This window comes from Campylobacter sp. BCW_4323 (genome assembly GCF_001763115.1).
Taxonomy (GTDB): Bacteria; Campylobacterota; Campylobacteria; order Campylobacterales; family Campylobacteraceae; genus Campylobacter_D; species Campylobacter_D jejuni.
Genome location: NZ_MJYC01000080.1, coordinates 69,720 through 95,608, shown reverse-complemented (window position 1 = coordinate 95,608; position 25,889 = coordinate 69,720). Strand labels below are relative to the sequence as shown.

The following is a 25,889-nucleotide window of genomic DNA, read 5'->3' as shown; positions in this document are numbered from 1 at the left end:
TTCATTCCTTAAATTGATCAGCTAAGCTAATTTTATCAAATTGTTCCATTAGAAATTCTTTAGCTTTTTCTTTATCTAAAGATAAAATATCCAAAGGTTCACTTAGACTATAAGTAATCTTACTAAAAGGTTTTGGCAAGATCATCTTATCCCAACTTTTAAATTTCCAAAAACGATTTGCTTCATAGTTTAAAATTCTTATCTTTAGTTCTTTTTTTTGAGCCAAAATGATAGAACCATCTGAAATACTATGATAAGGCCCACGTGGACCATCAGGCGTGATAACTATATCGTCATTTTGTTCTAAAACTTTAAATGCAGCTCTAAGTGCACTGCTAGCACCCCTTGAAGTGCTTCCTCTTACAGTATCAAGACCGAAAAGCTTGATGATTTTTGCAATTTGTTCTCCATCTTTATGGTGGGAGATCATGACATAGGCTTTTTTATTTTTTTGTCTATAATGTCTAAACGCAAAAGGCATGAGTGCTAATTTTCCATGCCAAAAAAGTATCACACTAGCTTTACGGTCAACTTTTTCACCTTTATAGTGCTTTTTACAGCTTAAAAAAATAAGCCATTGCAAGATGAAAATTATATATGTTAAGCAATGGATTTTAAACGATTTCCCCATATAAAACCATACGCTTTGCATTAGTGATTTTTACTTCTTTAAATTGCCCTAAAAGTTCTTCGCTACCTTCAACTTGAACTAAAAAATTATTATCTGTTCTTCCAGCAATGCTATTGCCTGCTCTTAATTCTTCAAATAAAACTTTAAAAGTTTTATTTTCTTGTTTTTTTACAATTTCATCTAAAATTTCACTATGACGATTTTGTAAGGTGCTAAGTCTTCTTGAAGCTGTTTCTTCATCGATTTGATTAGGCATGGTTGCGGCTTTTGTTAAAGGGCGTTTGGAGTATTTAAAAGAAAAAATTTGTTCAAAACGCACTTTTTCCAAAACATCCATAGTTTCTTCAAAATCTTTTTCACTTTCCCCTGGAAAAGCTACAATAATGTCTGTAGAAATGCTAACATTTGGACAAAGTTCTCTAAGTTTTAAAGCTCTATTTAAATACCATTCTTTAGTATAGCCACGCTTCATAGCTTTTAAAATTTCACTTGAGCCGCTTTGTAAAGGCATGTGCATGGATTTGCAAACTTTTGGATTATTGGCAAAAACTTCTAAAAATTTATCATCCATATGCAAAGGATGTGGACTTGTAAAGCGAATGCGTTCCAAACCTTCTATAGTGCTAAGTTCTTCTAAAAGATCTGAAAAGTCCATTTTTTTATGTTCGTTTCTAAATCTTTTGCCGTAGTTATTGACATTTTGTCCTAGCAAGAAAATCTCTTTAGCGCCTTTTTCAACGGCTTTTTGAGCTTCTTTATAGATAATATTAAAAGGTATGGAAATTTCATCTCCTCTAGTATGTGGCACTATACAATAAGTGCAGTGTTTATCACAACCTATGGAGATATTAATATAGGATTTATAAATACTATTTCTAAAATCTGCAAAAGCAAATTCACTTTCATCATAGTCTATGTCCACGCCCATAAATTTTGGAGTTTTTATAGCTTGAGTGATTTTAGAAATATTTCTTGCCCCTAGAACAAAATCCACATAAGGAGCACGTTTGAAAATTTCATTTCCCAAATGCGATGCAGTACATCCACAAACTCCTATTTTAGCACCTTCTTTTTTAACTTTTTCAAAACCACCTACTTCTGAGAAAAGTTTATGCACAGGTTTTTCACGCACTGAACAAGTGTTGATGAGAATAAGATCTGCTTCTTTGATATCTTCTGTTAGTGCGTAATTTTCTTTTTGTGTTAATTCTGCGATCATATGCTCAGAATCTCTGACATTCATCGCACAACCTAAAGTTTGGATAAAAAGTTTTTTAGCACTCAAAGAATATGTACCTCATACATAAAATCATTATCATCAAGTCCGTATTTTACGGTTCTATGATAAATGCTTACTCCTTTTTTTTCAAAATGATTTACAAGGGCAATGAGTTGTTTGTGTGTATTATCTTTATCAAAATAAAAAAACTTTTGTCCTTCTTTTTCTATAGCCTCTTCGATTTTTTCTAGGCTAATATTTTTAGGTTTTTCATTAATCAAAGTTCTTGCCAATTTTAATTCCATAGCTAAATCCTTAAGAATTTTCATTTTAATCTATAATTTTAGCAAATTTTACTTTTAATTAAACTTATTAAGGATATAATTTTTATCTACATTTTTAAATTTCCCACAAAAAAAGGTTTTATAAAATATGGAAAAGATAGCAGATATTATCGAATCTATTGCTAATGAAAAAAATTTAAACTTAGAGAATGTAAAAGAAAAAGTAGCTACCGCTTTAATCAATACTGCAAAAAGAATTTATGGACAAGAATATGAGTTTTTTGTAGATCCTAAAAATTTAAATCTTTATCAAAAAATTACCATAGTAGCAGATAATGACGAGAGATTACAAAATAAAAGTGAGAGTTTTATCGCGTTAAGTAAGGCAAAATCAGAAGCTCCAGATGTTGAAATAGGAGATGAATTAACTTATGAATGTTCTTTGGAAAATTTAGGAAGAACTGCGGTAAATACCTTGCATAAAGAACTTGAATATCATATACAAAAATTATTAGAACAAACTATTTTTGAAAAATATAAAAACAAAGTAGGGCAAATGGTTTTTGGTACAGTTGTTAGAGTGGATAATGAAGAAAATACTTTTATTGAAATAGATGAATTAAGAGCTTTTTTGCCAAGAAAAAATCGCATTAAAGGGGAAAAGTTTAAAATAGGTGATGTGGTAAAATCGGTGATACGCCGTGTTTATACAGATAAGGGTATTAAAATCGAGCTTAGTCGTACAAGTCCTAAATTTTTAGAATGTTTACTTGAAGCTGAGGTTCCAGAAATCAAAGATGGTTATGTCAATATTATAGGATGTGCTAGAATTCCAGGTGAAAGAGCAAAAATCATTCTTCAAGCCAATGGAGCAAATATCGATCCTGTAGGTGCTACAGTAGGTGTTAAAGGTGTAAGAATTAATGCAGTAAGCAAAGAGCTTCATAATGAAAATATTGATTGTATAGAATTTACAAATGAGAGTGAAATTTTAATTTCTCGTGCCTTGGCTCCTGCTATTGTAAATTCTGTAAAAATTGAAGATAAAAAAGCTATTGTAAGTTTAAATAGCGAACAAAAAAGTAAAGCTATAGGAAAAAATGGTATTAATATTCGTCTTGCTTCTATGTTAAGTGGTTATGAAATAGAGCTCAATGAATTAAGCTCGTCGCAGCTAAATAATGCCATCAGCAATGAAGAAGCAATGAAAAATCTTCAAGATTTGTTTAAAATTTAAAATATTTGTGAATTTTCACAAATATTTTTTATAAAACCACTTCCAATAAAATGCCGCAAAGATAAAAATCATACCCAATAAACCTGTAATCAGTTCTAAACTCAAGCCTATTTCAAATAAAAAGCCCATAAGCATTGAAATAATAGCGCTAAAACTAAGATAAATCATATCTGTATAAGCAATTACTCTGCCATGATATTCTTTGTCGGCATTTTTTTGTATCATAGTGTAGGTATAAGCCCAAAGCGCTGAGGTAAAAAAACCTGCACCAATTAAACCTAAAAAAGAAATATAAAAATTAAATTGAGTTAAAGCCCAAAGTATAATACCAAAACCTTGACCAAGATACATGTAAAATAAATTTTTATCATTAATAAATTTGCTTAAAACCATAGGTCCTATAGCTAAAGAACAAGCACGTACTGCATTTAAAAACCCTATTACTAAAGCAGCAGATAAAACTTCTTTATATTGATGTTGTGCTAAAAGCGTAACCAAGGTTTCATAAGCAGTTAAACCTATAAAAGCGTGAAGCAAGATAAGATGAAAAATTATCTTATTGTTTAAAACATAGAAAAATCCTTCTTTTATCATGGTAAAAAAGCGACTTTGTGTTTTTTGATGAAAATCAGGAATGCTTAATCTTACTAAAAAAGAAATGCCTATGAGTATAAGTACACAGTCAAATAAAAAAGCGGTTTTAACTCCTAGAAAATAAATAAAAATTCCCGCACTTGCCATACCTGCTGTATAAGAAATCGCCCAAATGACACTGTGCATTTCATTAGCAAGTTTAAGTTCTTGAGGGGTTAAAATTTTAGCCAATAAACTCATTTCAGCTTGAAAATAAATCGAAGCAACGCAAAGTCTTATGAAGATTAAAATAAACAAAAGCCAAAGCATGCTGAGACTTGTGACAAAAATAAGACAAAAAATAGAAATTAATTCTATGCTAATCATACTGAGTAAAAGTTTTTTAGGTTTATTTTTCTCTACTATGACGCCATTAATAGGAGCAAGTAAAACTCCAGGTAAAAAAGCAAGCATAGCACTTGTAGCTGTTGCCCAAGTAGGAGCATTAAGCTCGACTAAAAGGGTAAAAACTCCAGTTTGAGAAAACCATGCTCCAAAATATACTATAAACTGAACCGAAGCTAATATTCTGATATTTTTATTATTTTTTAATAGTTCAATGTAATTCATAAGTGAAACTATAGCATAATTTATATTTTAAATGCTATAATTATTTTAATTATGTAAAAAACAAGGAAAAATTTTGAAAAGACTGGATAAAAAAGAAGCTTTAGATTTATTACATCATGCGAGTTTAACAGAACTTGGAGAAATGGCTTATAAAAGAAAATTAGAATTTCATCCTGAAAAAATTACCACTTTTGTTGTGGATAGAAATATTAATTATACCAATGTTTGTTGTATTGATTGTTCTTTTTGTGCTTTTTATCGCCATCATAAAGAAGATGATGCTTATATTTTAAGCTTTGAGGAGATAGGCAAGAAGATAGAGGAGCTTGAAGCTATTGGGGGTACACAAATTCTTTTTCAAGGTGGGGTGCACCCAAAATTAAAAATAGAATGGTATGAAGAATTAGTTTCTTGGATAAAAGAACATTATCCAAATGTCACTGTACACGGTTTTTCAGCAGTTGAAATCGCTTATATTGCAAAGGCATCTAAAATTTCCATCACTGAAGTGCTGCAAAGACTGCAAGCTAAAGGTTTATTTTCTATACCAGGAGCGGGAGCTGAGGTGCTAAGCGATAGAGTGCGTGATATCATTGCACCCAATAAATGCGATACATCTACTTGGTTAGAAGTACATCGCCAAGCTCATAAAATCGGTATGAAAAGTACAGCTACCATGATGTTTGGAACGGTTGAAAATGATGAAGAAATCATCGATCATTTTGAGCATTTAAGAAAATTACAAGATGAAACAGGTGGTTTTAGAGCTTTTATTTTATGGAGCTTTCAAAGTGATAATACTGCTTTAATCCAAAAACATCCAAAGATTATGAAACAAAGTTCTAATAAGTATTTAAGACTTTTAGCTTTAGCAAGACTTTATTTAGATAATTTTAAGAATTTGCAAAGTTCTTGGGTAACTCAAGGCTCGCTTATAGGTCAACTTGCTTTAAAATTTGGGGCTAATGATTTAGGCTCAACCATGATGGAAGAAAATGTAGTAAGTGCCGCAGGAGCAAGTTATAGAATGAATCAAGATGAGATGATAAGGCTGATTAGAAGTTTAGGCGAAAATCCAGCTAAACGCAATACCGCTTATGAAATTTTAGAAAGGTTTTAATGCAGTATTTAGAGAGTAGGGGTGTTAAAATCCCTTTTATTTTTGAAAAAAATTCTGATTTTCCTATTGTTGTTTTAAAGCTTGTCTTTAGAAATTGTGCTAGAAGTTATGATGAAATAGCAGGCTTAGCTAAGATGTTTTCACGTATTTTAAATGAAGGCGTGGATGATAAATTTTTTAAGGATTTAGAATTTAGAGCGATAAATTTAGAGGCAAGTAGTGGTTTTGAAAGCTTGGAAATCAATCTTTCTTGCTTGAAAGAAAATTTTGATTTTGCTTTAAAGAGTTTAGAAAAATTGCTTTTAAAACCAAGAATAGAAGAAAAAACTTTGCAAAAATTAAAAATCAATGCCTTAGGTGAGCTCGCGAGTAAAAATAGTGATTTTGATTATTTAGCAAAAAATTTACTCAATACTCAAATTTTTAAATGTAAAGAATTTCAAAGTCCAAATGATGGAGATGAAAAAAGTATAGAAACTTTGTCTTTAAAAGATTTACAAAATTTTTATAAAAATTTTATCCATCTTAGTGATTTGGTTGTGATTTTAGGAGGAGATTTAGAAGAAAAACAAGCCAAGGAAGATCTTTTAAAACTCTTATCAAAACTTCAAATAGGTAAGAAAAATACTCCAAAAAAATATGAGTTAAGCAAAAACATCAAAGATGAAATTTTGCTACGCCCAGAAAGTGAACAAGCTTATATTTATTTTGCTACGCCTTTTTTTGCCGATTTTAAAGATAAGGATTTATATCTTGCAAAAATTGCTTTATTTGTGCTAGGACAAGGGGGATTTGGTTCAAGGATTATGGAAGAAATTCGTGTTAAAAGAGGTCTTGCATACTCAGCTTATGCTATGCTTGATATGAATATGTCTTTTTCTAGAGTTTTTGGATATTTACAAACTAAAAATGAAAGCGCTAAAGAAGCTAAAAAAATTGTAAAAGAGCTTTTTGAAGATTTTATAAAAAATGGCATGACTCAAAACGAACTTGATCAAGCTAAAAATTTTCTCATAGGATCAACTCCTTTGCGTTATGAAAGCTTAAGCAAGCGTTTATCTATGGCCTTTAATGAATTTTATCAAGGTTTAAATTTGGGATATTATAAAGAAGAGTTAAAACTTATGGAAAAGGTTAAACTTGAAACCATCAATGCTTATATTAAAAAACATCAAGAGCTTTTAAATATAAGTTTTGCAAGCATACAAAATGAAAATTAAAGAAAGTGATTTTGAATTTTTTAAAAAATTAAAAATTAGAAGCGCTATTGATTTAGCGCTTCTTTTACCTAAAAAAATTGAAAATTTAAATCCAAGTAAAAATCCTAAAGAAAATGAAATTTGCACCCAAAAAATCACTATAAAAAGCGTTAGTTCAAGAAAAAATCAACTTTTTGGTTTGGGTTTTTGTGAAGAATGGCAAGAAAATATCTCTTTTGTATTTTTTCATCCTAGGGCTTGGCATTTTGGGATTTGTAAGGTAGGAAAAGAGCTTATTTTTAATGCTAAACTCTCGCGTTTTAATCACACTTGGCAATTTAACAATCCTAAAATTTTAACTTCTTTTGAGGGTTTTAGTCCAAAGTATCAAATTTTAGGTTTAAAAGATACAAAAATTGCTGCTTTTATACATAAATATCTTAACTATGAAAATTTAGAAGAAAGTGGCATAGAGGATAAATATATACATTTTCTTTTAAATTTGCATGCTTATGATGAAAAAAGTTTTTTTATGTTTGAAAATTTGCAAAATTTTAGCAAAGATTTAAAATACATAGAAATATATAATTTTTTAAAGCGTTTAAAAGCTAAAAAAACGCATTTTAAAGCTCATCAAATCAATGTTTTTAATATAGCCAATTGGATTAAGGATTTGTCTTTTTCTCTTACTAAAGATCAGCTTAATGCCTTAAAAGATATAGAAAAAGATTTGCATTCAAAAGAAGCTAAAAGGCGTGTGATTATGGGTGATGTAGGGTGTGGTAAAACCTTGGTTTTACTTGGTGCGGCTTTGATGGTTTATCCTAAGCAAGCTATTTTAATGGCACCTACTAGTATTTTAGCGTATCAGCTTTATGAAGAGGCTAAGAAATTTTTACCTGATTTTATGAATATTTTGTTTATTAAAGGGGGTAAAAAAGAAAAAGATTTAGAACAAAATATTCAAAAAGCAAATCTTATCATAGGCACTCATGCTTTAATTCATTTAGAAAGCCATAATGCCGTACTTGTAATGATAGACGAACAACATCGTTTTGGATCAGCTCAGCGTGAGAAAATTCATTCTTTAAATAAGCAAGAATTTGCCCCTCATTTTATACAGTTTTCAGCTACGCCTATTCCAAGAACTTTAAGCATGATACAATCTGAACTTTTAAATTTTAGCTTTATTAAACAAATGCCTTTTAAAAAAGATATCACAACTTATTGTATACAAAATGAAGGCTTTTCTAAGCTTAGCGAGAAGATCAAGGAAGAAATTTCTAAAAATCATCAAATTATCATTATTTATCCCTTAGTGAGTGCTAGTGATAAGATTCCTTATCTTTCTTTAGAGCAGGCCAAAGAATATTGGCAGAGTCATTATGAAAAAGTTTTTGTAACTCATGGAAAAGATAAACAAAAAGATGAAATTTTAGAGCGTTTTAGAGATGAGGGAAATATTTTACTAAGCACTACAGTGGTGGAAGTAGGTATTTCTTTGCCAAGATTGAGTATGATAGTGATTGTGGGGGCGGAACGTTTAGGACTTGCTACTTTACATCAACTTCGTGGCCGTGTAGGTCGTGTAGGGCTTAAAAGTACTTGCTATCTTTATACTAAGCTTAAAGAAATTCCGAGTCGTTTAAAAGAATTTGCTAGCACTTTAGATGGGTTTAAAATAGCAGAGCTTGATCTTAAAAATCGTTTGAGTGGAGATTTGCTCGATGGTTTTATGCAACATGGAAATGAGTTTAAATTTTTTGATTTTTCCAAGGATGAGGAGATTTTACAAAAGGTAAAAAAAGATTTGGCAAAAAAATTGCCAAATTAATGTCCACCGTACTTATAAAGCATATTTTGAAAATGTGAGGCTATCATTTGTGCACGCTGTAAAATGACATTTTTCATTTCTTCATTATAAACTATATTTAAACTTTCTTCAAAAAGTTTTAGCCAAATTTCAAAAAACTCTTGAGGAAAAGGAGGTAGATCTAAGTGCTTTTTTAAGGGTTGCCCATTATAATCACCTTCGCCTAAAAGCATGCCTGCCCAAAAATTTCCTATTTTTGCTTTATGTTCTTTCCATTCTTCATCGCTTGTTCCAATAGCATTGTTAAAAATAGGACCTAAATCTTTATCTTTTCTAACTTTTTCATAAAATATTTCCATGAGTTTTGCTATGCTTTCTTGATTAATTGTTTCAAATTTCATATAAGCCTTTCTTAAATGTTAATTTTATGGCGTTAATATAGCAAAAATAAGATAAATTAAATTTAACATAAGTTAAGAATGGAAAATGTATATAATGAAAGATTATTTAGAACTTTTATCTAGTGTAGGAAAATTAAAAAAATTTCAAAAAAATAGTATTTTATTTTATGAAGGCGAAGAGGCTAAAAAATTTTTTATTTTACTCAAGGGAAAAATACGCATTTATAAAAGTACAGCAAGTGATAAAGAAATTACTTTGCATTATTTTAATCCTCTAAATTTTATAGCAGAAATGCCTGCTTTTAAAAAATTAAATTATCCTGCTAATGCTATTTTTGAAGAAGATGGAGAAATTTTGGAAATTGATTTTATTAATTTTCAAAATTTATGCAGTGAAAATAAAGAATTCAATTTTTTACTCATCAGTTCACTTTTTGATAAAATTAAAATTTTAGAAAAGAAATTATCTCAAAATGCATTAGATTTAAGGACGAGATTATTAAAGTATCTTTTGGAAAATGAAAAAAATTTAGATACAATTTCGCAAAAACAAATTGCAATTGATTTAAATGTTAGAGCACAATCTTTATCTCGAGTGTTAAAAGAACTTAAAATTTCAGAACTTATTGATACAAAAAAAGGTAGAATTGAAATTTTAAATAAAGATATGATCATGAAAGAACTTTGGTAAAATTTAAGGTAGAGAATGGATTTTGATTTTATATTAGCTCAAGCTCCTGCTTTTTTAACGGCTGCTTGGCTTACGATAAAACTAAGCTTTTTTGGAATTATTTTTTCTTTGATAATAGGCTTGTTTTGCATTTTAATGAGTTATTTTAAAATAAAAATTTTAGAAAATATTTGCAAGCTTTATATAGAGTTTTCAAGAAATACGCCTTTATTAATTCAACTTTTTTTCTTATATTATGCTTTACCTAAATTTAATATACATTTAGAACAAATTCCACCGCTTGATTTGATTTGTTTAAGCGTAGAAGAAACTTTAAGACCTTCTTTTGCTTGTGCTATAGTAGGACTTAGTTTTTTAGGGGGTTCTTATATGGCTGAAAGTTTAAGAGCGGGATTTGAAGCCATAAGAAAACAGCAGTTTGAAGCGGGACTTTCTTTGGGTTTTTCAAAATTTGGAAATTTGCGTTATGTGATTTTGCCGCAAGCTTTGGCTATTTCTATGCCAAGTATTAGTGCTAATATTATATTTTTAATCAAAGAAACTTCAGTTGTTAGCATTATTGCCTTGCCAGATTTGGTGAATTTAATGAAGAGTTTAAATTCCTTAACCTATAAGACAGATGAGCTATTGTTTTTGTTGTTTATGGGATATTTATGCATTATTTTGCCTTTGTCTTTTATTTTGCTAAAGTTTGAAAAAAGGTTGCTTCATGCTTGAATTTTTAAATACCGATACGCTTTTAAGACTCTGGCAAGGGCTTTTTGTCACTCTTGAAATTTCATTTATCAGCATTATTATTACTTCGATAGGTGGGTTGTTTTTGGGAATTTTAATGAGTTTTAAAAATACCTATATCTATGCTTTTTGTCGTTTAGGTTTAGAATTTGTGCGTGTTATGCCACTTTTGGTATGGCTTTTTGTGGTGTATTTTGGTTTTCCTAGATGGTTTGGGTGGGATTTGAGTTCTATAAGTGCAGCTATTATTGTCTTTAGCATTTGGGGTTGTTTTGAGATGATGGATTTAGTGCGTGTTTCCTTGCAGAGTATTCCAAAGCATCAGTATGAAAGTGCATCATCTTTAGGTTTAAATACGGTGCAAAGTTTTGTTTATATTATTATTCCACAAGCTATGCGTCGTTTAACTCCTATGAGCATGAATTTACTTACTCGCATGATTAAAAGTACAACCTTTGCTTATTTAATCGGTGCAGTAGAGCTTGTCAAGATAGGGCAACAAATTATAGAATTTCATAATAAAAATGATTTTGCACCTTTTATTATTTATGGTTTGATTTTTTTTATCTTTTTTATACTTTGTTATCCTATCACTTTATATTCAAGAAAATTAGAGAAAAAATGGAGCTAAAATGAGCATACTAAAAATAGAAAATTTACAAAAGTATTATGGTTCGCATCACGCCTTAAAAGATATTAATTTAGAAGTTAAAGCCAAAGAAGTTGTGGTGATTTTAGGTCCTAGCGGATGTGGAAAATCTACGCTTTTGCGTTGTATTAATGGGCTTGAAGAGATTGCAAGTGGTAATATTTATATTGATAATGAGAAAATAGATAAAGATTTTAAAGAATGGCCAAGAATGCGTCAAAAAGTTGGCATGGTTTTTCAATCTTATGAACTTTTTGAGCATTTAAGTGTTGAAGAAAATATACTTTTAGGACCCATGAAAGTACAAAAAAGAAAGAAAGATGAGGTTTTAAAAGAGGCTAAAATTTGGCTTGAAAAGGTGGGACTTTTGCATAAAATTCATGCTTATCCAAGAGAGCTTAGCGGAGGACAAAAGCAAAGAATTGCCATAGTAAGAAGTTTATGTATGAATCCTGAGTTAATGCTTTTTGATGAGGTTACAGCAGCGTTGGATCCTGAGATTGTTAGAGAAGTTTTAGAAGTGATGTTAAATCTTGCAAAAGAGGGTATGACTATGCTTATTGTTACTCATGAAATGGGTTTTGCTAAAGCTGTAGCAGATAAAATTATTTTTATGGATGAAGGAAAAATCATCGAAGAAAATGATCCTAAAAGTTTTTTTGAAAATCCAAAAAGCGAAAGAGCAAAGAAATTTTTAAATTTGTTTGATTATCATAAATAGATAAAAATAATATTGGTTTATGATAATAAACTTTACAAGACTAAAATTTTATAGAAAAACTAAAAAAGTCTTGACAAAAATTTTTTTTTGAGTTATAATCTCACTTTTATTTTTGCTGGTTTAGCTCAGTTGGTAGAGCAGCTGCCTTGTAAGCAGCAGGTCGGGGGTTCAAGTCCCTTAACCAGCTCCATTTATTTTAGCAGTGTTTGACCAGAATATTGAAAAAGCAATATTTTTATGGTGAGTTACTCAAGTGGCCAACGAGGGCAGACTGTAAATCTGCTGGCTTTCGCCTTCCGTGGTTCGAATCCACGACTCACCACCATGCTTTGCGGGAGTAGCTCAGTTGGCTAGAGCATCAGCCTTCCAAGCTGAGGGTCGCGGGTTCGAGTCCCGTTTCCCGCTCCAACAATTTAAAAGAACTGGGAGCTGTATTTTAAAACCTTTAACTTACAGTATATATCCCATTTAAGAGTTTTTGTTGTCTATTATTATGTATAATTTTTCTGAGCGCTCGTATGGCTCAGAGGTAGAGCACTCCCTTGGTAAGGGAGAGGTCGCGGGTTCAATTCCCGCTATGAGCTCCATGAATTGAAAAAATTATATAGATATAAGACTTGCTTTGCTCAATTTATTTTTTATACGGAGGAAAAAAATGGCTAAAGAAAAATTTTCACGTAATAAGCCACACGTAAATATTGGTACTATTGGTCACGTTGACCATGGTAAAACTACTTTAACAGCTGCTATTTCTGCTGTTCTTTCTAGAAGAGGTTTAGCAGAGCTTAAAGATTATGATAATATCGATAATGCTCCAGAAGAAAAAGAGCGTGGTATTACTATTGCTACTTCTCATATTGAATATGAAACAGACAATCGTCACTATGCACACGTTGACTGCCCAGGTCACGCAGATTATGTTAAAAATATGATTACAGGTGCTGCACAAATGGATGGAGCGATCTTGGTTGTTTCTGCTGCAGATGGCCCTATGCCACAAACTAGAGAACACATTCTTCTTTCTCGTCAAGTAGGCGTTCCATATATTGTTGTTTTTATGAATAAAGCAGATATGGTTGATGATGCTGAACTTTTAGAGTTAGTTGAAATGGAAATTAGAGAATTGTTAAGCTCTTATGATTTCCCAGGCGATGATACACCTATTATTTCTGGTTCTGCTTTAAAAGCTCTTGAAGAAGCTAAAGCTGGACAAGATGGTGAATGGTCAGCAAAAATTATGGATCTTATGGCTGCAGTTGATAGTTATATTCCAACTCCAACTCGTGATACCGAAAAAGACTTCTTGATGCCAATTGAAGACGTTTTCTCAATTTCAGGTCGTGGTACTGTTGTTACAGGTAGAATTGAAAAAGGTGTTGTAAAAGTAGGTGATACTATCGAAATCGTTGGTATTAAAGATACTCAAACAACAACTGTAACAGGTGTTGAAATGTTCAGAAAAGAAATGGATCAAGGCGAAGCAGGAGATAACGTAGGTGTTCTTCTTCGTGGTACTAAAAAAGAAGAAGTTATCCGTGGTATGGTTCTTGCTAAACCAAAATCAATTACTCCACACACTGACTTCGAAGCTGAAGTTTATATCTTAAATAAAGATGAAGGTGGTAGACATACTCCATTCTTTAACAACTATAGACCACAGTTTTATGTAAGAACAACTGATGTTACAGGTTCGATTAAATTAGCTGATGGTGTTGAAATGGTTATGCCAGGTGAAAATGTGAGAATTACTGTAAGCTTGATCGCTCCAGTAGCACTTGAAGAAGGAACTCGTTTTGCTATTCGTGAAGGTGGTAAAACTGTTGGTTCAGGTGTTGTTTCTAAAATTATTAAATAATTTAATAAAGCCAAGTTAAAAGCTTGGCTTTAATTTTTTAAGGAAAATTGAAATGAGAATTAAAGTTGGTTTAAAGTGTGAAGAATGTGGTGATATTAATTATAGCACCTATAAAAATAGTAAAAATACTACTGAAAAATTAGAATTAAAAAAATATTGCCCAAGATTAAAAAAACATACACTTCACAAAGAAGTTAAGCTAAAAAGTTAAGCTTGCGCCCTTAGGGCAATAGCTCCAACGGTAGAGCGCCGGATTCCAAATCCGATGGTTGGGGGTTCGAATCCCTCTTGCCCTGCCATAATTAAGGTTTAAATAAATGGAAAAATTAATAACTTATTTTAAATTATCAAAAGCCGAATTAAGGAAAGTAATTTTTCCTTTAAAAGAACAGGTAAGAAATGCCTATATTACAGTTTTTGTGGTTGTTGCGGTGATTTCTTTGTTTTTGGCGTTAGTGGATTGGCTTATGTCCTCTATTGTTTCTGCGATCGTATAAGGAGAGTAAATGAGTACTCATAAATGGTATGCAATTCAAACTTATGCTGGCAGTGAAATGGCAGTTAAAAGAGCCATTGAAAATTTAGTAAAAGATAACGGAATTGAAGAACAACTTAAAGAAATTGTTGTTCCAACTGAAGATGTTATTGAATTTAAAAATGGAAAGGAGAAGATTAGCGAAAGAAGTTTGTATTCAGGATATGTTTTTGCACTTCTTGATTTAAATACAGAGCTTTGGCATCGCATTCAATCTCTTCCAAAGGTTGGTCGTTTTATTGGAGAATCCAAAAAGCCAACCCCTTTAACAGAAAAAGATATTAATTTGATTTTAGAAAAAGTTCACAATCGTGCAGCGCCTAAACCAAAGATTTCTTTTGAAGAAGGGGAAAATGTGAGAATCACAGAAGGGCCATTTGCAAACTTTACTGCAATTGTAGAAGAGTATGATATGGTTCGTGGTTTATTAAAATTAAATGTTTCTATTTTTGGACGCTCAACTCCAGTGGAGATCTTATATTCTCAAGTTGAGAAAATAATTTAATTTATATCAAGTAAGGAGATTTGTTATGGCTAAAAAAGTCGTAGGCGAAATTAAATTGCAAATTGCTGCCACAAAAGCAAACCCATCACCACCTGTTGGTCCTGCTTTAGGTCAGCAAGGTGTTAATATTATGGAGTTTTGTAAGGCTTTTAATGAAAGAACAAAAGATATGGCAGGTTTTAATATCCCTGTTGTTATCACTGTTTATGCAGATAAAAGTTTTACTTTTATTACAAAACAACCGCCAGCTACGGATTTGATCAAAAAAGCAGCTGGAATTTCTAAAGGTACGGACAATCCGCTTAAAAATAAGGTGGGTAAGTTAACTCGTGCTCAAGTTTTAGAAATAGTAGATAAGAAAATTGCAGATTTAAATACTAAAGATAGAGATCAAGCTGCTAAAATTATTGCAGGTTCAGCTCGTTCTATGGGTGTTGAAATCGTAGATTAATCCTTTCACCGTCAAGGTAAAAGGCGGTAGCACTTTAAAATGCGGAGAAAATAAATGGCTAAGATAGCAAAAAGATTAAAAGAATTATCACAAAAAATTGATTCAAATAAAGAGTATGCTTTAAGCGATGCAATTGATACAATAAAGACTTTAAAGTCTGCTAAATTTGATGAGACTGTAGAAATTGCTTTAAAACTTAATGTTGATCCAAGACATGCAGATCAAATGGTAAGAGGATCTGTTGTTTTACCTGCTGGAACGGGTAAAAAAGTTCGCGTTGCTGTAATTGCAAAAGACGCAAAAGCTGATGAAGCGAAAAATGCTGGTGCAGATATTGTGGGTAGCGATGATTTAGTAGAAGAAATCCAAAAAGGTAATATGAATTTTGATGTTTTGATTGCTACTCCAAATTTAATGGGACTTGTTGGTAAAGTTGGTAGAATTTTAGGCCCAAAAGGTTTAATGCCAAATCCTAAAACCGGAACAGTGACTATGGATGTTGCTCAAGCGGTTAATAATGCAAAAAGTGGTCAGGTAAATTTCCGTGTTGATAAGCAAGGAAATATCCATGCAGGTCTTGGTAAAGTAAGTTTTTCTAAAGAACAATTATGGGACAATGTTAGCACTTTTGTAAAGGCAATTAACAAACACAAACCTGCTGCAGCTAAAGGTAGATATATTAAAAATGCGGCTTTATCTTTGACAATGAGTCCTTCTGTAAAGCTTGAAACACAAGAATTGCTTGATATGAGATAAGAGTTGCTTTTTTGCAACTCTTTTGTTTTAAAATAAACATTTGAAAAAATTTTTGATTTTTTCAAATGTTTATTTTAGATTGAAGATAGTCGAGGCGTAAGCTTAATTGGATTTCCACTCTACTTGAAATCTCAATCGGAAAGGAGAAAATGTGACTAGAAGCGAAAAAGTTGAGATTATTGCTAAACTTGAAGAAGGTTTTAAAGCTAGTGAAGCTATTGTAGTTTGTAATTACAGAGGTCTTAGCACAAAAAAACTAGAAGAGCTTAGAAATAATGCAAGAGAAAACAATGTAAAAGTTCAAATTGTTAAAAATACTTTGGCTAACATTGCTCTTAACAATTCCGGTAAAACAGGTCTAGTTCTTAAAGATACAAATATTTATCTTTGGGGCGAAGATCAGCTAAGTGTTTCAAAAGTAGCTGCTAAATTTGAAGAAAATAACGATAAATTTGAAATCAAAACAGCTCATATTGAAGGCGAAGTTGCAGATGTTGCTAAGGTTAAAGCTCTTGCTAAAATGCCTTCACGCAATGAGTTGCTTGCTATGCTTTTGCAAGTTTGGAATGCGCCAATTACCAATTTCACAATAGGTTTAAATGCGCTTAAAAATAAAAAAGAATCTGAATAAATTAAATAAAAGGATAAAAAATGGCAATTTCTAAAGAAGATGTATTAGAATATATTTCAAATTTAAGTGTTCTTGAGTTATCAGAACTTGTAAAAGAATTTGAAGAAAAATTTGGTGTGTCTGCTGCTCCTGTAATGGTGGCTGGTGGTGCTGCAGCTGGTGGTGCTGCAGCTGCTGCTGAAGAAAAAACTGAATTTGATATCGTTTTAACTGATGGCGGCGCTAAAAAGATTGAAGTTATTAAAATCGTTCGTGCTCTTACAGGCCTTGGTCTTAAAGAAGCAAAAGATGCAGTTGAGCAAACTCCTTCAACTCTAAAAGAGGGTGTGGCTAAAGCTGAAGCTGAGGAAGCTAAAAAACAACTTGAAGAAGCTGGTGCTAAAGTAGAACTTAAGTAATTTTAAGCTTTAAAGTTAGAAGAAGATTTGCCAAGGCAAGTCTTCTTTTTTTATTTTTACCTAATTTTTAGGTCTTCTTTTTTAAATTTACAAAATTTACCATGAGGTATGTGCGATATGTTAGATAATAAATTAGGAAATCGTTTAAGAGTAGACTTCTCAAACATTTCAAAACAAATAGAAATCCCAAATCTTCTACAATTACAAAAAAAGAGTTTTGATTATTTTTTAAATCTTGATAATGGTGAAAGTGGCATAGAAAAAGTTTTTAAATCAATTTTTCCTATTCATGATCCGCAAAATAGATTGAGTCTTGAATATGTTAGTAGCGAAATAGGCAAGCCAAAATATACCATTCGCGAATGCATGGAAAGAGGTTTGACTTATTCTGTAAATTTAAAAATGAAAATCCGTCTTACTCTGCATGAAAAAGATGAAAAAACAGGGGAAAAAGTTGGCGTAAAAGATATTAAAGAACAAGAAATTTATATCCGCGAAATTCCTTTAATGACAGATCGTGTATCTTTTATCATTAACGGGGTTGAGAGAGTGGTTGTAAATCAATTACATAGAAGCCCTGGTGTTATTTTTAAAGAAGAAGAAAGTTCAACGGTTGCAAATAAGCTTGTTTATACAGCACAAATTATTCCTGATCGTGGTTCGTGGCTTTATTTTGAATACGATGCCAAAGATGTTTTGTATGTAAGAATCAATAAGCGTAGAAAAGTTCCTGTAACTATGCTTTTTAGAGCTTTAGGGTATAAAAAACAAGATATTATTAAGTTGTTTTATCCTATTCAGACTATACATGTGAAAAAAGATAAATTTTTAACAGAATTTAATCCAAATGATTTTATGGATAGAATAGAATATGATATTAAAGATGAAAAAGGAAAAATCGTTCATCAAGCTGGAAAAAGACTTACAAAGAAAAAAGCAGAACAGCTTATTAAAGACGGTTTAAAATGGATAGAATATCCTGTAGAAATTTTACTTAATCGTTATTTAGCAAATCCTATTATTGATAAAGAAAGTGGAGAGGTTTTATTTGATTTTTTAACTTTGTTAGATGAGAGTAAGCTTGCTAAGATTAAAGAGCAAAAAAGTTTTGATATAGCAAATGACTTGGCTAATGGCGTTGATGCAGCGATTATTAACTCCTTTGCTCAAGATGGAGAAACTCTAAAACTTCTTAAACAAAGTGAAAATATCGATGATGAAAATGATTTAGCTGCGATTAGAATTTACAAAGTTATGCGCCCAGGTGAACCTGTGGTAAAAGATGCAGCGAAGGCTTTTGTAAATGATTTATTCTTCAATCCTGAAAGATACGATCTTACCAAGGTAGGTCGTATGAAAATGAACCATAAATTAGGTCTTGAAGTACCTGAGTATGTTACTGTTTTGACTAATGAAGATATTATTAAAACTGCAAAATATTTAATTAAAGTAAAAAATGGTAAAGGACATATTGATGATAGAGATCATTTAGGAAATCGTCGTATCCGTTCTATAGGTGAACTTTTAGCCAATGAACTTCATTTAGGTCTTGCAAAAATGCAAAAGGCGATCAGAGATAAATTTACTTCTTTAAATGCAGATCTTGATAAAGTAATGCCTTATGATTTAATCAATCCTAAAATGATTACTACAACTATCATTGAATTTTTTACAGGAGGTCAGCTTTCGCAATTTATGGATCAAACCAACCCTTTAAGTGAGGTTACTCATAAGCGTCGTTTGTCAGCGCTTGGTGAAGGTGGGCTTGTAAAAGAAAGAGCAGGTTTTGAAGTGCGTGATGTTCACGCGACACATTATGGTAGAATTTGTCCAGTTGAAACACCTGAAGGTCAAAATATTGGTTTGATTAACACTCTTTCTACTTATGCAAAAGTAAATGAACTTGGCTTTGTTGAAGCACCATATAGAAAAGTTGTAAATGGTAAAGTGACTAATGAAGTTGTTTATCTTACAGCAACACAAGAAGAAGGCTTGTTTATTGCACCAGCTTCAACCAAAGTTGATGCTAAAGGCAATATAGTAGAAGAATTTGTTGAGGCTAGACAAGATGGTGAAACTATACTTGCAAGACGCGAAGAAGTGCAATTAATCGATCTTTGCTCAGGTATGGTTGTTGGGGTTGCGGCTTCTTTGATTCCGTTTTTAGAGCACGATGATGCAAACAGAGCACTAATGGGTTCAAACATGCAACGTCAAGCTGTGCCACTTCTTACTGCTTCAGCTCCGATAGTAGGAACAGGTATGGAACAAATTATTGCGCGTGATGCTTGGGAAGCTGTTAAAGCAAAGCGTGGCGGTGTGGTTGAGAAAGTGGATAATAAAAGCATTTTCATTTTAGGTGAAGATGATAAAGGTCCATTTATTGACCATTATACTATGGAGAAAAATTTAAGAACCAATCAAAATACAAATTATATTCAACATCCTATTGTTAAAAAAGGTGATATAGTAAAAGCAGGACAAATTATCGCAGATGGTCCTTCTATGGATCAAGGCGAACTTGCTATAGGTAAAAATGCTTTAATCGCTTTTATGCCTTGGAATGGTTATAACTATGAGGATGCTATAGTTGTAAGTGAGAGAATTATTCGTGAAGATACCTTTACAAGCGTGCACATTTATGAAAAAGAAATTGAAGCAAGAGAACTAAAAGACGGCATAGAAGAAATTACCAAAGATATCCCAAATGTAAAAGAAGAAGATGTTGCACATCTTGATGAGAGCGGTATTGCAAAAATTGGTACCCATATCAAACCAGGTATGATTTTGGTGGGTAAGGTTTCTCCAAAAGGTGAGGTTAAACCAACTCCTGAAGAAAGACTTTTAAGAGCTATTTTTGGGGAAAAAGCAGGACATGTTGTGAATAAATCACTTTATGCAACCGCTTCTTTAGAGGGTGTTGTTGTGGATGTTAAAATTTTCACTAAAAAAGGCTATGAAAAAGATGATCGCGCAATAAAATCTTATGATAAAGAAAAAATGGCTTTAGAAAAAGAACATCATGATAGACTTTTGATGATGGATAGAGAAGAAATGCTTCGTGTTTGTGCTCTTCTTTCCAAAGCCCCTTTAAATAGTGATCAAAAAATTGGAGATAAAAATTATAAAAAAGGACAAACTGCAGATATTAGCGAACTTGAAAAAATCAATCGTTTTACTTTAACAACTTTGATTAAAGCTTATTCTAAAGAGATTCAAAAAGAATACGATGATTTAAAAAATCATTTCCAAAATGAGAAGAAAAAATTAAAAGCAGAACACGATGAAAAGCTTGAAATTTTAGAAAAAGATGATATTTTACCAAGTGGGGTAATTAAGCTTGTTAAAGTTTATATTGCTACAAAGAGAAAGCTTAAAGTCGGTGATAAAATGGCAGGACGCCACGGAAACAAAGGTATAGTTTCAACTATAGTTCCTGAAGTGGATATGCCTTATTTACCAAATGGCAAAAGCGTGGATATTGCGCTTAATCCACTTGGCGTTCCAAGTCGTATGAATATAGGCCAAATTTTAGAAAGCCATTTGGGTTTAATTGGACTTAGACTCGGAGATCAGATTCAAGAAATTTTTGACAGAAAGCAAAAAGATTTTCTTAAAGAATTAAGAGCAAAAATGCTTGAAATTTGTTCTATTCCAAGACTTGCAAGCGAAAAAGAATTTATTAAAAGCTTAAGCAATGAAGAGCTTTTAAACTATGCTAGAGACTGGAGTAAAGGAGTTAAATTTGCTACTCCTGTTTTTGAAGGTGTAAATATAGAAGAATTTAGCAAGCTTTTTGAAATGGCCAAGATAGATATGGACGGCAAAACAGAACTTTATGATGGACGCACGGGTGAGAAAATCGCAGAGCGTGTTCATGTAGGATGTATGTATATGCTAAAACTCCACCACTTGGTTGATGAGAAAGTTCACGCAAGAAGTACAGGACCTTACAGCTTAGTTACCCAACAACCTGTGGGTGGTAAAGCACTCTTTGGGGGACAAAGATTTGGAGAAATGGAAGTTTGGGCACTTGAAGCTTATGGAGCGGCTCATACTTTAAGAGAAATGTTAACCATAAAATCAGATGATGTAGAAGGTAGATTTAGTGCTTATAAAGCATTGACAAAAGGTGAAAATGTTCCAGCAACAGGAATTCCTGAAACATTTTTTGTATTAACCAATGAGCTTAAATCTCTTGCTTTAGATGTTGAGATTTTTGATAAGGATGAAGATAATGAGTAAATTTAAAGTAATAGAAATCAAAGAAGATGCAAGACCTAGAGATTTTGAAGCGTTTCAACTAAGACTTGCAAGTCCTGAAAAAATCAAATCATGGTCTTATGGAGAAGTAAAAAAACCAGAAACTATCAATTATAGAACCTTAAAGCCTGAAAGAGATGGGCTTTTTTGTGCAAAGATTTTTGGACCTATAAGAGATTATGAGTGTCTTTGTGGTAAATACAAAAAAATGCGTTTTAAAGGCGTTAAGTGTGAAAAATGTGGTGTTGAAGTAGCAAATTCAAAAGTGCGTCGTTCTAGAATGGGGCATATTGAGCTTGTAACTCCTGTGGCTCATATTTGGTATGTTAATTCTCTTCCAAGCCGTATAGGGACGCTTTTGGGTGTTAAGATGAAAGATCTTGAGCGCGTGCTTTATTATGAAGCTTATATCGTTGAAAACCCAGGAGATGCTTTCTATGATAATGAAAGTACTAAAAAAGTGGAATATTGCGATGTTTTAAACGAGGAGCAATATCAAAATTTAATGCAACGCTATGAAAATAGTGGCTTTAAAGCAAGAATGGGTGGAGAAGTTGTTCGTGATTTACTTGCAAATTTAGATCTTGTAGCGCTTTTAAATCAGCTTAAAGAAGAAATGGCGGCTACAAATTCAGAGGCTAAGAAAAAAACCATCATTAAACGCTTAAAAGTTGTAGAAAATTTCTTAAATTCAAATTTAAACGCCAATACCGATAGCGATGAAGCCGTACCAAATCGTCCTGAATGGATGATGATTACAAATCTTCCAGTTTTACCGCCAGATTTGCGTCCTTTAGTGGCTTTAGATGGTGGGAAATTTGCAGTTTCTGATGTGAATGACTTATATCGTCGTGTTATTAATAGAAATACACGTCTTAAAAAACTTATGGAACTTGATGCACCTGAAATCATTATAAGAAATGAAAAAAGAATGCTCCAAGAGGCTGTTGATGCACTTTTTGACAACGGTCGTCGTGCTAATGCTGTAAAAGGAGCAAATAAACGCCCATTAAAATCTTTAAGTGAAATTATTAAAGGCAAACAAGGACGTTTTAGACAAAACCTACTAGGTAAGAGGGTTGATTTTTCAGGTCGTAGCGTTATTGTTGTGGGTCCAAAACTTAGAATGGATCAATGTGGTTTACCTAAAAAAATGGCTTTAGAACTTTTTAAACCACATCTTTTAGCTAAACTTGAAGAAAAAGGTTATGCAACCACAGTAAAACAAGCTAAAAAAATGATAGAAAATAAAACTAATGAAGTTTGGGAATGTTTAGAAGAGGTGGTAAAAGGGCATCCTGTTATGCTAAACCGTGCGCCTACTTTACATAAACTTTCTATTCAAGCTTTTCATCCTGTTTTAGTGGAAGGTAAGGCTATACAACTTCATCCTTTAGTTTGTGCAGCATTTAACGCGGACTTTGATGGGGATCAAATGGCGGTGCATGTGCCACTTTCTCAAGAGGCTATTGCAGAATGTAAAGTGCTTATGCTTTCATCAATGAATATTCTTTTGCCAGCAAGTGGTAAGTCTGTAACCGTTCCATCGCAAGATATGGTTTTAGGAATTTATTATCTTTCATTGGAAAAAGCAGGTGCTAAAGGTTCGCATAAAATTTGTACAGGCATTGATGAAGTGATGATGGCACTTGAAAGCAAGTGTTTGGATATTCATGCGAGTATACAAACTATGATAGATGGTAGAAAGATTACTACTACAGCAGGAAGATTGATTATTAAATCTATTTTACCTGATTTTGTGCCTGAAAATAGTTGGAATAAAGTCTTAAAGAAAAAAGACATTGCCGCGCTTGTGGATTATGTTTATAAACAAGGTGGTTTAGAGATTACAGCAAGTTTCTTGGATAGACTTAAAAATTTAGGTTTTGAGTATGCAACGAAAGCAGGTATTTCAATTTCGATTGCAGATATTATTGTTCCTAATGACAAGCAAAAAGCTATCAATGAAGCAAAAAAACAAGTAAGAGAAATTCAAAATTCTTATAATCTCGGTTTGATTACTTCAGGGGAAAGATACAATAAAATCATTGATATTTGGAAAAGTACAAACAATGTTCTTTCAAAAGAGATGATGAAGCTTGTAGAAAAAGATAAAGAAGGTTTTAACTCTATTTATATGATGGCAGATTCTGGTGCTAGGGGTAGTGCGGCTCAAATTTCTCAGCTTGCTGCGATGAGAGGACTTATGACTAAACCTGATGGTTCTATTATCGAAACGCCTATTATTTCGAATTTCCGTGAAGGACTGAATGTTCTTGAATACTTTATTTCAACCCACGGTGCTAGAAAAGGTCTTGCAGATACCGCTCTTAAAACAGCAAACGCTGGTTATTTGACAAGAAAACTCATCGATGTTGCACAAAATGTAAAAATTACCATTGAAGATTGTGGAACGCATGAAGGTGTTGAAACCAATGAAATTACCGCAGATAGTTCTATTATAGAAACTTTAGAAGAAAGAATTTTAGGCAGGGTTTTAGCTGAAGATGTGATCGATCCTATTACAAATTCTGTGCTTTTTGCAGAAGGTACTTTAATGGATGAGGAAAAAGCAAAAATTCTTGGAGAAAGCGGTATAAAAAGTGTCAATATCCGCACTCCTATTACTTGCAAAGCTAAAAAAGGAATTTGTGCAAAATGTTATGGTATCAATCTTGGCGAAGGTAAATTAGTAAAACCAGGTGAAGCAGTAGGAATTATTTCCGCTCAATCTATCGGCGAGCCAGGGACGCAGCTAACTCTAAGAACTTTCCACAGCGGGGGGACTGCAAGTACGGATTTACAAGATAGACAAGTAAGCGCACAAAAAGAAGGTTTTATAAGATTTTATAATCTTAAAACTTATAAAAACAAAGAAGGTAAAAATATCGTAGCAAATCGTAGAAATGCGGCGATTTTACTTGTGGAGCCAAAAATCAAAACTCCATTTAAAGGTGTGATTAATATAGAAAATATTCATGAAGATGTGATTGTTTCTATTAAAGATAAAAAACAAGAAGTAAAGTACATACTAAGAAAATACGATCTTGCTAAACCAAATGAATTAGCAGGCGTAAGTGGTAGTATAGATGGAAAACTTTATTTGCCATATCAAAGTGGTATGCAAGTAGAAGAAAATGAAAGTATCGTGGAAGTGATTAAAGAGGGTTGGAACATTCCTAATCGTATTCCTTTTGCGAGTGAAATTTTAGTAGAAGATGGCGAGCCCGTGGTACAAAATATCAAAGCAGGAGAAAAGGGAACGCTTAAATTTTATATCCTTAAAGGCGATGGTTTAGATAGAGTAAAAAATGTTAAAAAAGGCGATATTGTTAAAGAAAAGGGATTCTTTGTGGTGATTGCTGATGAAAATGATAGAGAAGCAAAAAGACACTATATCCCAAGAGAATCTAAGATAGAATTTAATGATAGTGAAAAAATCGATGATGCAAATACTATCATTGCAAGTGCTCCTAAAAAAGAAAGAAAAGTGATTGCAGAATGGGATGCTTATAATAATACTATTATTGCAGAAATTGATGGTGTTGTAAGCTTTGAAGATATTGAAGCAGGTTATAGTGCTGATGAGCAAATTGATGAAGCTACAGGTAAGCGTTCTTTAGTGATTAATGAGTATTTGCCAAGCGGAGTTAGACCGACTTTGGTAATTGCAGGAAAAGGTGATAAGGCTGTGCGTTATCAGCTTGAACCAAAAACCGTTATTTTTGTTCATGATGGCGATAAAATCGCTCAAGCAGATATTTTAGCAAAAACTCCAAAAGCTGCAGCTAAATCAAAAGATATTACAGGAGGTCTTCCAAGAGTTTCTGAACTTTTTGAAGCAAGAAAACCAAAAAATGCGGCTGTGATTGCAGAAATTGATGGTGTTGTTCGTTTTGATAAACCTTTACGTTCCAAAGAAAGAATCATTATCCAAGCAGAAGATGGAACAAGTGCTGAGTATTTAATCGACAAATCAAAACACATTCAAGTAAGAGATGGCGAGTTTATACATGCAGGTGAAAAACTTACAGATGGAGTTGTTTCGAGTCATGATGTGCTTAAAATTTTAGGTGAAAAAGCCTTGCATTATTATTTGATTTCTGAAATTCAACAAGTTTATCGCGGGCAAGGTGTTGTGATTTCTGATAAACATATAGAAGTTATCGTTTCTCAAATGCTAAGACAAGTAAAAGTTGTAGATAGTGGACATACGAAATTTATCGAAGGTGATTTGGTTTCAAGACGTAAATTCCGTGAAGAAAACGAAAGAATCATTAGAATGGGTGGAGAACCAGCTATTGCCGAGCCTGTGCTTTTAGGTGTAACAAGAGCAGCGATTGGAAGTGATAGTGTGATTTCTGCGGCTTCATTCCAAGAAACTACTAAAGTTTTAACCGAAGCAAGTATTGCAGGTAAATTTGATTACTTGGAAGATTTAAAGGAAAATGTTATTTTAGGTAGAATGATACCTGTTGGAACAGGGCTTTATGGCGAACAAAATTTAAAACTTAAAGAACAAGAATAACTTTTTATTAATAGCCCTTTTTTAGGGCTATATTTCCTCATTTAAATATTTTTTAACTAAATTA

General features: G+C 32.4%; 22 protein-coding genes, 5 tRNA genes and 1 pseudogene. 23 read left to right on the top strand and 5 right to left on the bottom strand.

Features of this window, described 5'->3' with window-relative positions; genetic code table 11:
• Position 1: 1 nt before the first annotated feature.
• The 3 genes from AJN60_RS08195 to AJN60_RS08185 are packed head-to-tail and all read right to left on the bottom strand — an operon-like array spanning position 2 to position 2,155.
• A complete protein-coding gene (locus AJN60_RS08195) occupies positions 2-631 on the bottom strand; it encodes a lysophospholipid acyltransferase family protein (RefSeq protein ID WP_002938027.1) in 630 nt (209 codons plus the stop codon).
• Positions 615-1,916: a tRNA (N6-isopentenyl adenosine(37)-C2)-methylthiotransferase MiaB gene (miaB, locus tag AJN60_RS08190; RefSeq protein ID WP_002857621.1), complete on the bottom strand. Its 1,302-nt coding sequence runs from the start codon at positions 1,914-1,916 to the stop codon at positions 615-617. Before miaB ends, AJN60_RS08195 begins: the two co-directional genes overlap by 17 nt.
• The gene (locus AJN60_RS08185; RefSeq protein ID WP_002851103.1) at positions 1,913-2,155 is read right to left on the bottom strand and encodes an HP0268 family nuclease; all 243 of its coding nucleotides are present in this window, start codon (positions 2,153-2,155) and stop codon (positions 1,913-1,915) included. The genes miaB and AJN60_RS08185 overlap by 4 nt, the downstream gene beginning before the upstream one ends.
• Positions 2,156-2,282: 127 nt before the next feature.
• Here AJN60_RS08185 and nusA point away from each other — a divergent pair, with 127 nt between their 5' ends.
• Entirely contained in the window at positions 2,283-3,371 is a 1,089-nt protein-coding gene (gene nusA / locus AJN60_RS08180) for a transcription termination factor NusA (RefSeq protein ID WP_002871185.1), read from the top strand.
• A 15-nt stretch (positions 3,372-3,386) separates the two neighbouring features.
• Here the strand turns inward: nusA and AJN60_RS08175 are convergent, their stop codons facing one another.
• The gene (locus AJN60_RS08175; protein WP_070286234.1) at positions 3,387-4,574 is read right to left on the bottom strand and encodes an MFS transporter; all 1,188 of its coding nucleotides are present in this window, start codon (positions 4,572-4,574) and stop codon (positions 3,387-3,389) included.
• Between the two features lie 73 nt (positions 4,575-4,647).
• Between AJN60_RS08175 and AJN60_RS08170 the strand changes: the two genes are divergently transcribed.
• From AJN60_RS08170 to recG, 3 genes are read left to right on the top strand one after another with little or no spacing between them, the layout of a single operon-like run.
• Positions 4,648-5,694 (top strand): dehypoxanthine futalosine cyclase, encoded by a 1,047-nt coding sequence (locus AJN60_RS08170; RefSeq protein ID WP_070286233.1) that lies wholly within the window; start codon positions 4,648-4,650, stop codon positions 5,692-5,694.
• Entirely contained in the window at positions 5,694-6,914 is a 1,221-nt protein-coding gene (locus AJN60_RS08165) for a M16 family metallopeptidase (RefSeq protein WP_070286232.1), read from the top strand. Before AJN60_RS08170 ends, AJN60_RS08165 begins: the two co-directional genes overlap by 1 nt.
• Positions 6,904-8,727, top strand: a complete 1,824-nt coding sequence (gene recG / locus AJN60_RS08160) for an ATP-dependent DNA helicase RecG (RefSeq protein WP_070286231.1) — start codon at positions 6,904-6,906, stop codon at positions 8,725-8,727. Before AJN60_RS08165 ends, recG begins: the two co-directional genes overlap by 11 nt.
• Here recG and ctb read toward each other — a convergent pair.
• Positions 8,724-9,107: a truncated hemoglobin Ctb gene (ctb, locus tag AJN60_RS08155; RefSeq protein WP_002858471.1), complete on the bottom strand. Its 384-nt coding sequence runs from the start codon at positions 9,105-9,107 to the stop codon at positions 8,724-8,726. The genes recG and ctb overlap by 4 nt on opposite strands.
• 94 nt (positions 9,108-9,201) lie before the next feature.
• On the opposite strand from ctb, the gene nssR reads away from it, so the two are divergent.
• From nssR to rpoC, 19 genes and pseudogenes are all read left to right on the top strand, one after another.
• A complete protein-coding gene (gene nssR, locus AJN60_RS08150; protein ID WP_002871191.1) occupies positions 9,202-9,798 on the top strand; it encodes a nitrosative stress-sensitive transcriptional regulator NssR in 597 nt (198 codons plus the stop codon).
• A 15-nt stretch (positions 9,799-9,813) separates the two neighbouring features.
• Positions 9,814-10,515, top strand: coding sequence for an amino acid ABC transporter permease (locus AJN60_RS08145; protein WP_002858512.1), 702 nt, complete (start codon positions 9,814-9,816; stop codon positions 10,513-10,515).
• Positions 10,508-11,164 (top strand): amino acid ABC transporter permease, encoded by a 657-nt coding sequence (locus AJN60_RS08140; protein ID WP_070286230.1) that lies wholly within the window; start codon positions 10,508-10,510, stop codon positions 11,162-11,164. Before AJN60_RS08145 ends, AJN60_RS08140 begins: the two co-directional genes overlap by 8 nt.
• 1 nt (position 11,165) lies before the next feature.
• Positions 11,166-11,926 (top strand): annotated as a pseudogene (locus tag AJN60_RS08135) (amino acid ABC transporter ATP-binding protein).
• A 91-nt stretch (positions 11,927-12,017) separates the two neighbouring features.
• Positions 12,018-12,093: transfer RNA gene (locus tag AJN60_RS08130), tRNA-Thr, on the top strand.
• A gap of 49 nt (positions 12,094-12,142) precedes the next feature.
• A tRNA-Tyr gene (locus AJN60_RS08125) sits at positions 12,143-12,228 on the top strand.
• Between the two features lie 6 nt (positions 12,229-12,234).
• Positions 12,235-12,311: transfer RNA gene (locus AJN60_RS08120), tRNA-Gly, on the top strand.
• Between the two features lie 104 nt (positions 12,312-12,415).
• Positions 12,416-12,490, top strand: a tRNA-Thr gene (locus AJN60_RS08115).
• Positions 12,491-12,558: 68 nt separating this feature from the next.
• Complete coding sequence (gene tuf / locus AJN60_RS08110; protein ID WP_002855271.1) at positions 12,559-13,758, top strand: elongation factor Tu; 1,200 nt, start codon at positions 12,559-12,561, stop codon at positions 13,756-13,758.
• Between the two features lie 52 nt (positions 13,759-13,810).
• Positions 13,811-13,969 carry a 50S ribosomal protein L33 gene (rpmG, locus tag AJN60_RS08105; RefSeq protein ID WP_002793551.1) on the top strand — a complete coding sequence of 53 codons (159 nt, stop codon included), beginning with the start codon at positions 13,811-13,813 and terminating at the stop codon, positions 13,967-13,969.
• A 12-nt stretch (positions 13,970-13,981) separates the two neighbouring features.
• Positions 13,982-14,057 (top strand) — tRNA-Trp (locus AJN60_RS08100).
• Between the two features lie 18 nt (positions 14,058-14,075).
• Entirely contained in the window at positions 14,076-14,255 is a 180-nt protein-coding gene (gene secE / locus AJN60_RS08095; RefSeq protein ID WP_002854985.1) for a preprotein translocase subunit SecE, read from the top strand.
• A 9-nt stretch (positions 14,256-14,264) separates the two neighbouring features.
• Positions 14,265-14,798: a transcription termination/antitermination protein NusG gene (gene nusG, locus AJN60_RS08090; RefSeq protein WP_002851098.1), complete on the top strand. Its 534-nt coding sequence runs from the start codon at positions 14,265-14,267 to the stop codon at positions 14,796-14,798.
• Between the two features lie 25 nt (positions 14,799-14,823).
• Positions 14,824-15,249 (top strand): 50S ribosomal protein L11, encoded by a 426-nt coding sequence (rplK, locus tag AJN60_RS08085; protein WP_002779452.1) that lies wholly within the window; start codon positions 14,824-14,826, stop codon positions 15,247-15,249.
• 54 nt (positions 15,250-15,303) lie between these two features.
• Entirely contained in the window at positions 15,304-16,005 is a 702-nt protein-coding gene (rplA, locus tag AJN60_RS08080) for a 50S ribosomal protein L1 (RefSeq protein ID WP_070286229.1), read from the top strand.
• A gap of 151 nt (positions 16,006-16,156) precedes the next feature.
• Positions 16,157-16,636 carry a 50S ribosomal protein L10 gene (rplJ, locus tag AJN60_RS08075; RefSeq protein WP_002858610.1) on the top strand — a complete coding sequence of 160 codons (480 nt, stop codon included), beginning with the start codon at positions 16,157-16,159 and terminating at the stop codon, positions 16,634-16,636.
• Between the two features lie 20 nt (positions 16,637-16,656).
• A complete protein-coding gene (gene rplL / locus AJN60_RS08070) occupies positions 16,657-17,034 on the top strand; it encodes a 50S ribosomal protein L7/L12 (protein ID WP_002854820.1) in 378 nt (125 codons plus the stop codon).
• Positions 17,035-17,142: 108 nt separating this feature from the next.
• Positions 17,143-21,279, top strand: a complete 4,137-nt coding sequence (gene rpoB, locus AJN60_RS08065; protein ID WP_079861570.1) for a DNA-directed RNA polymerase subunit beta — start codon at positions 17,143-17,145, stop codon at positions 21,277-21,279.
• Entirely contained in the window at positions 21,272-25,825 is a 4,554-nt protein-coding gene (gene rpoC, locus AJN60_RS08060; protein ID WP_070286227.1) for a DNA-directed RNA polymerase subunit beta', read from the top strand. Before rpoB ends, rpoC begins: the two co-directional genes overlap by 8 nt.
• The last annotated feature ends 64 nt before the right edge of the window (positions 25,826-25,889 follow it).

Coding starts and splice junctions, on each gene's coding strand:
- secE (WP_002854985.1), top strand. CDS start 14,076: ATGGAAAAATTAATAACTTATTTTAAATTATCAAAAGCCGAATTAAGG.
- recG (WP_070286231.1), top strand. CDS start 6,904: ATGAAAATTAAAGAAAGTGATTTTGAATTTTTTAAAAAATTAAAAATT.
- rplA (WP_070286229.1), top strand. CDS start 15,304: ATGGCTAAGATAGCAAAAAGATTAAAAGAATTATCACAAAAAATTGAT.
- AJN60_RS08140 (WP_070286230.1), top strand. CDS start 10,508: ATGCTTGAATTTTTAAATACCGATACGCTTTTAAGACTCTGGCAAGGG.
- AJN60_RS08185 (WP_002851103.1), bottom strand. CDS start 2,155: ATGGAATTAAAATTGGCAAGAACTTTGATTAATGAAAAACCTAAAAAT.
- rpmG (WP_002793551.1), top strand. CDS start 13,811: ATGAGAATTAAAGTTGGTTTAAAGTGTGAAGAATGTGGTGATATTAAT.
- AJN60_RS08165 (WP_070286232.1), top strand. CDS start 5,694: ATGCAGTATTTAGAGAGTAGGGGTGTTAAAATCCCTTTTATTTTTGAA.
- nusG (WP_002851098.1), top strand. CDS start 14,265: ATGAGTACTCATAAATGGTATGCAATTCAAACTTATGCTGGCAGTGAA.
- ctb (WP_002858471.1), bottom strand. CDS start 9,107: ATGAAATTTGAAACAATTAATCAAGAAAGCATAGCAAAACTCATGGAA.
- AJN60_RS08175 (WP_070286234.1), bottom strand. CDS start 4,574: ATGAATTACATTGAACTATTAAAAAATAATAAAAATATCAGAATATTA.
- nssR (WP_002871191.1), top strand. CDS start 9,202: ATGAAAGATTATTTAGAACTTTTATCTAGTGTAGGAAAATTAAAAAAA.
- nusA (WP_002871185.1), top strand. CDS start 2,283: ATGGAAAAGATAGCAGATATTATCGAATCTATTGCTAATGAAAAAAAT.
- rpoB (WP_079861570.1), top strand. CDS start 17,143: ATGTGCGATATGTTAGATAATAAATTAGGAAATCGTTTAAGAGTAGAC.
- rpoC (WP_070286227.1), top strand. CDS start 21,272: ATGAGTAAATTTAAAGTAATAGAAATCAAAGAAGATGCAAGACCTAGA.
- tuf (WP_002855271.1), top strand. CDS start 12,559: ATGGCTAAAGAAAAATTTTCACGTAATAAGCCACACGTAAATATTGGT.
- AJN60_RS08195 (WP_002938027.1), bottom strand. CDS start 631: ATGGGGAAATCGTTTAAAATCCATTGCTTAACATATATAATTTTCATC.
- AJN60_RS08145 (WP_002858512.1), top strand. CDS start 9,814: ATGGATTTTGATTTTATATTAGCTCAAGCTCCTGCTTTTTTAACGGCT.
- rplK (WP_002779452.1), top strand. CDS start 14,824: ATGGCTAAAAAAGTCGTAGGCGAAATTAAATTGCAAATTGCTGCCACA.
- rplL (WP_002854820.1), top strand. CDS start 16,657: ATGGCAATTTCTAAAGAAGATGTATTAGAATATATTTCAAATTTAAGT.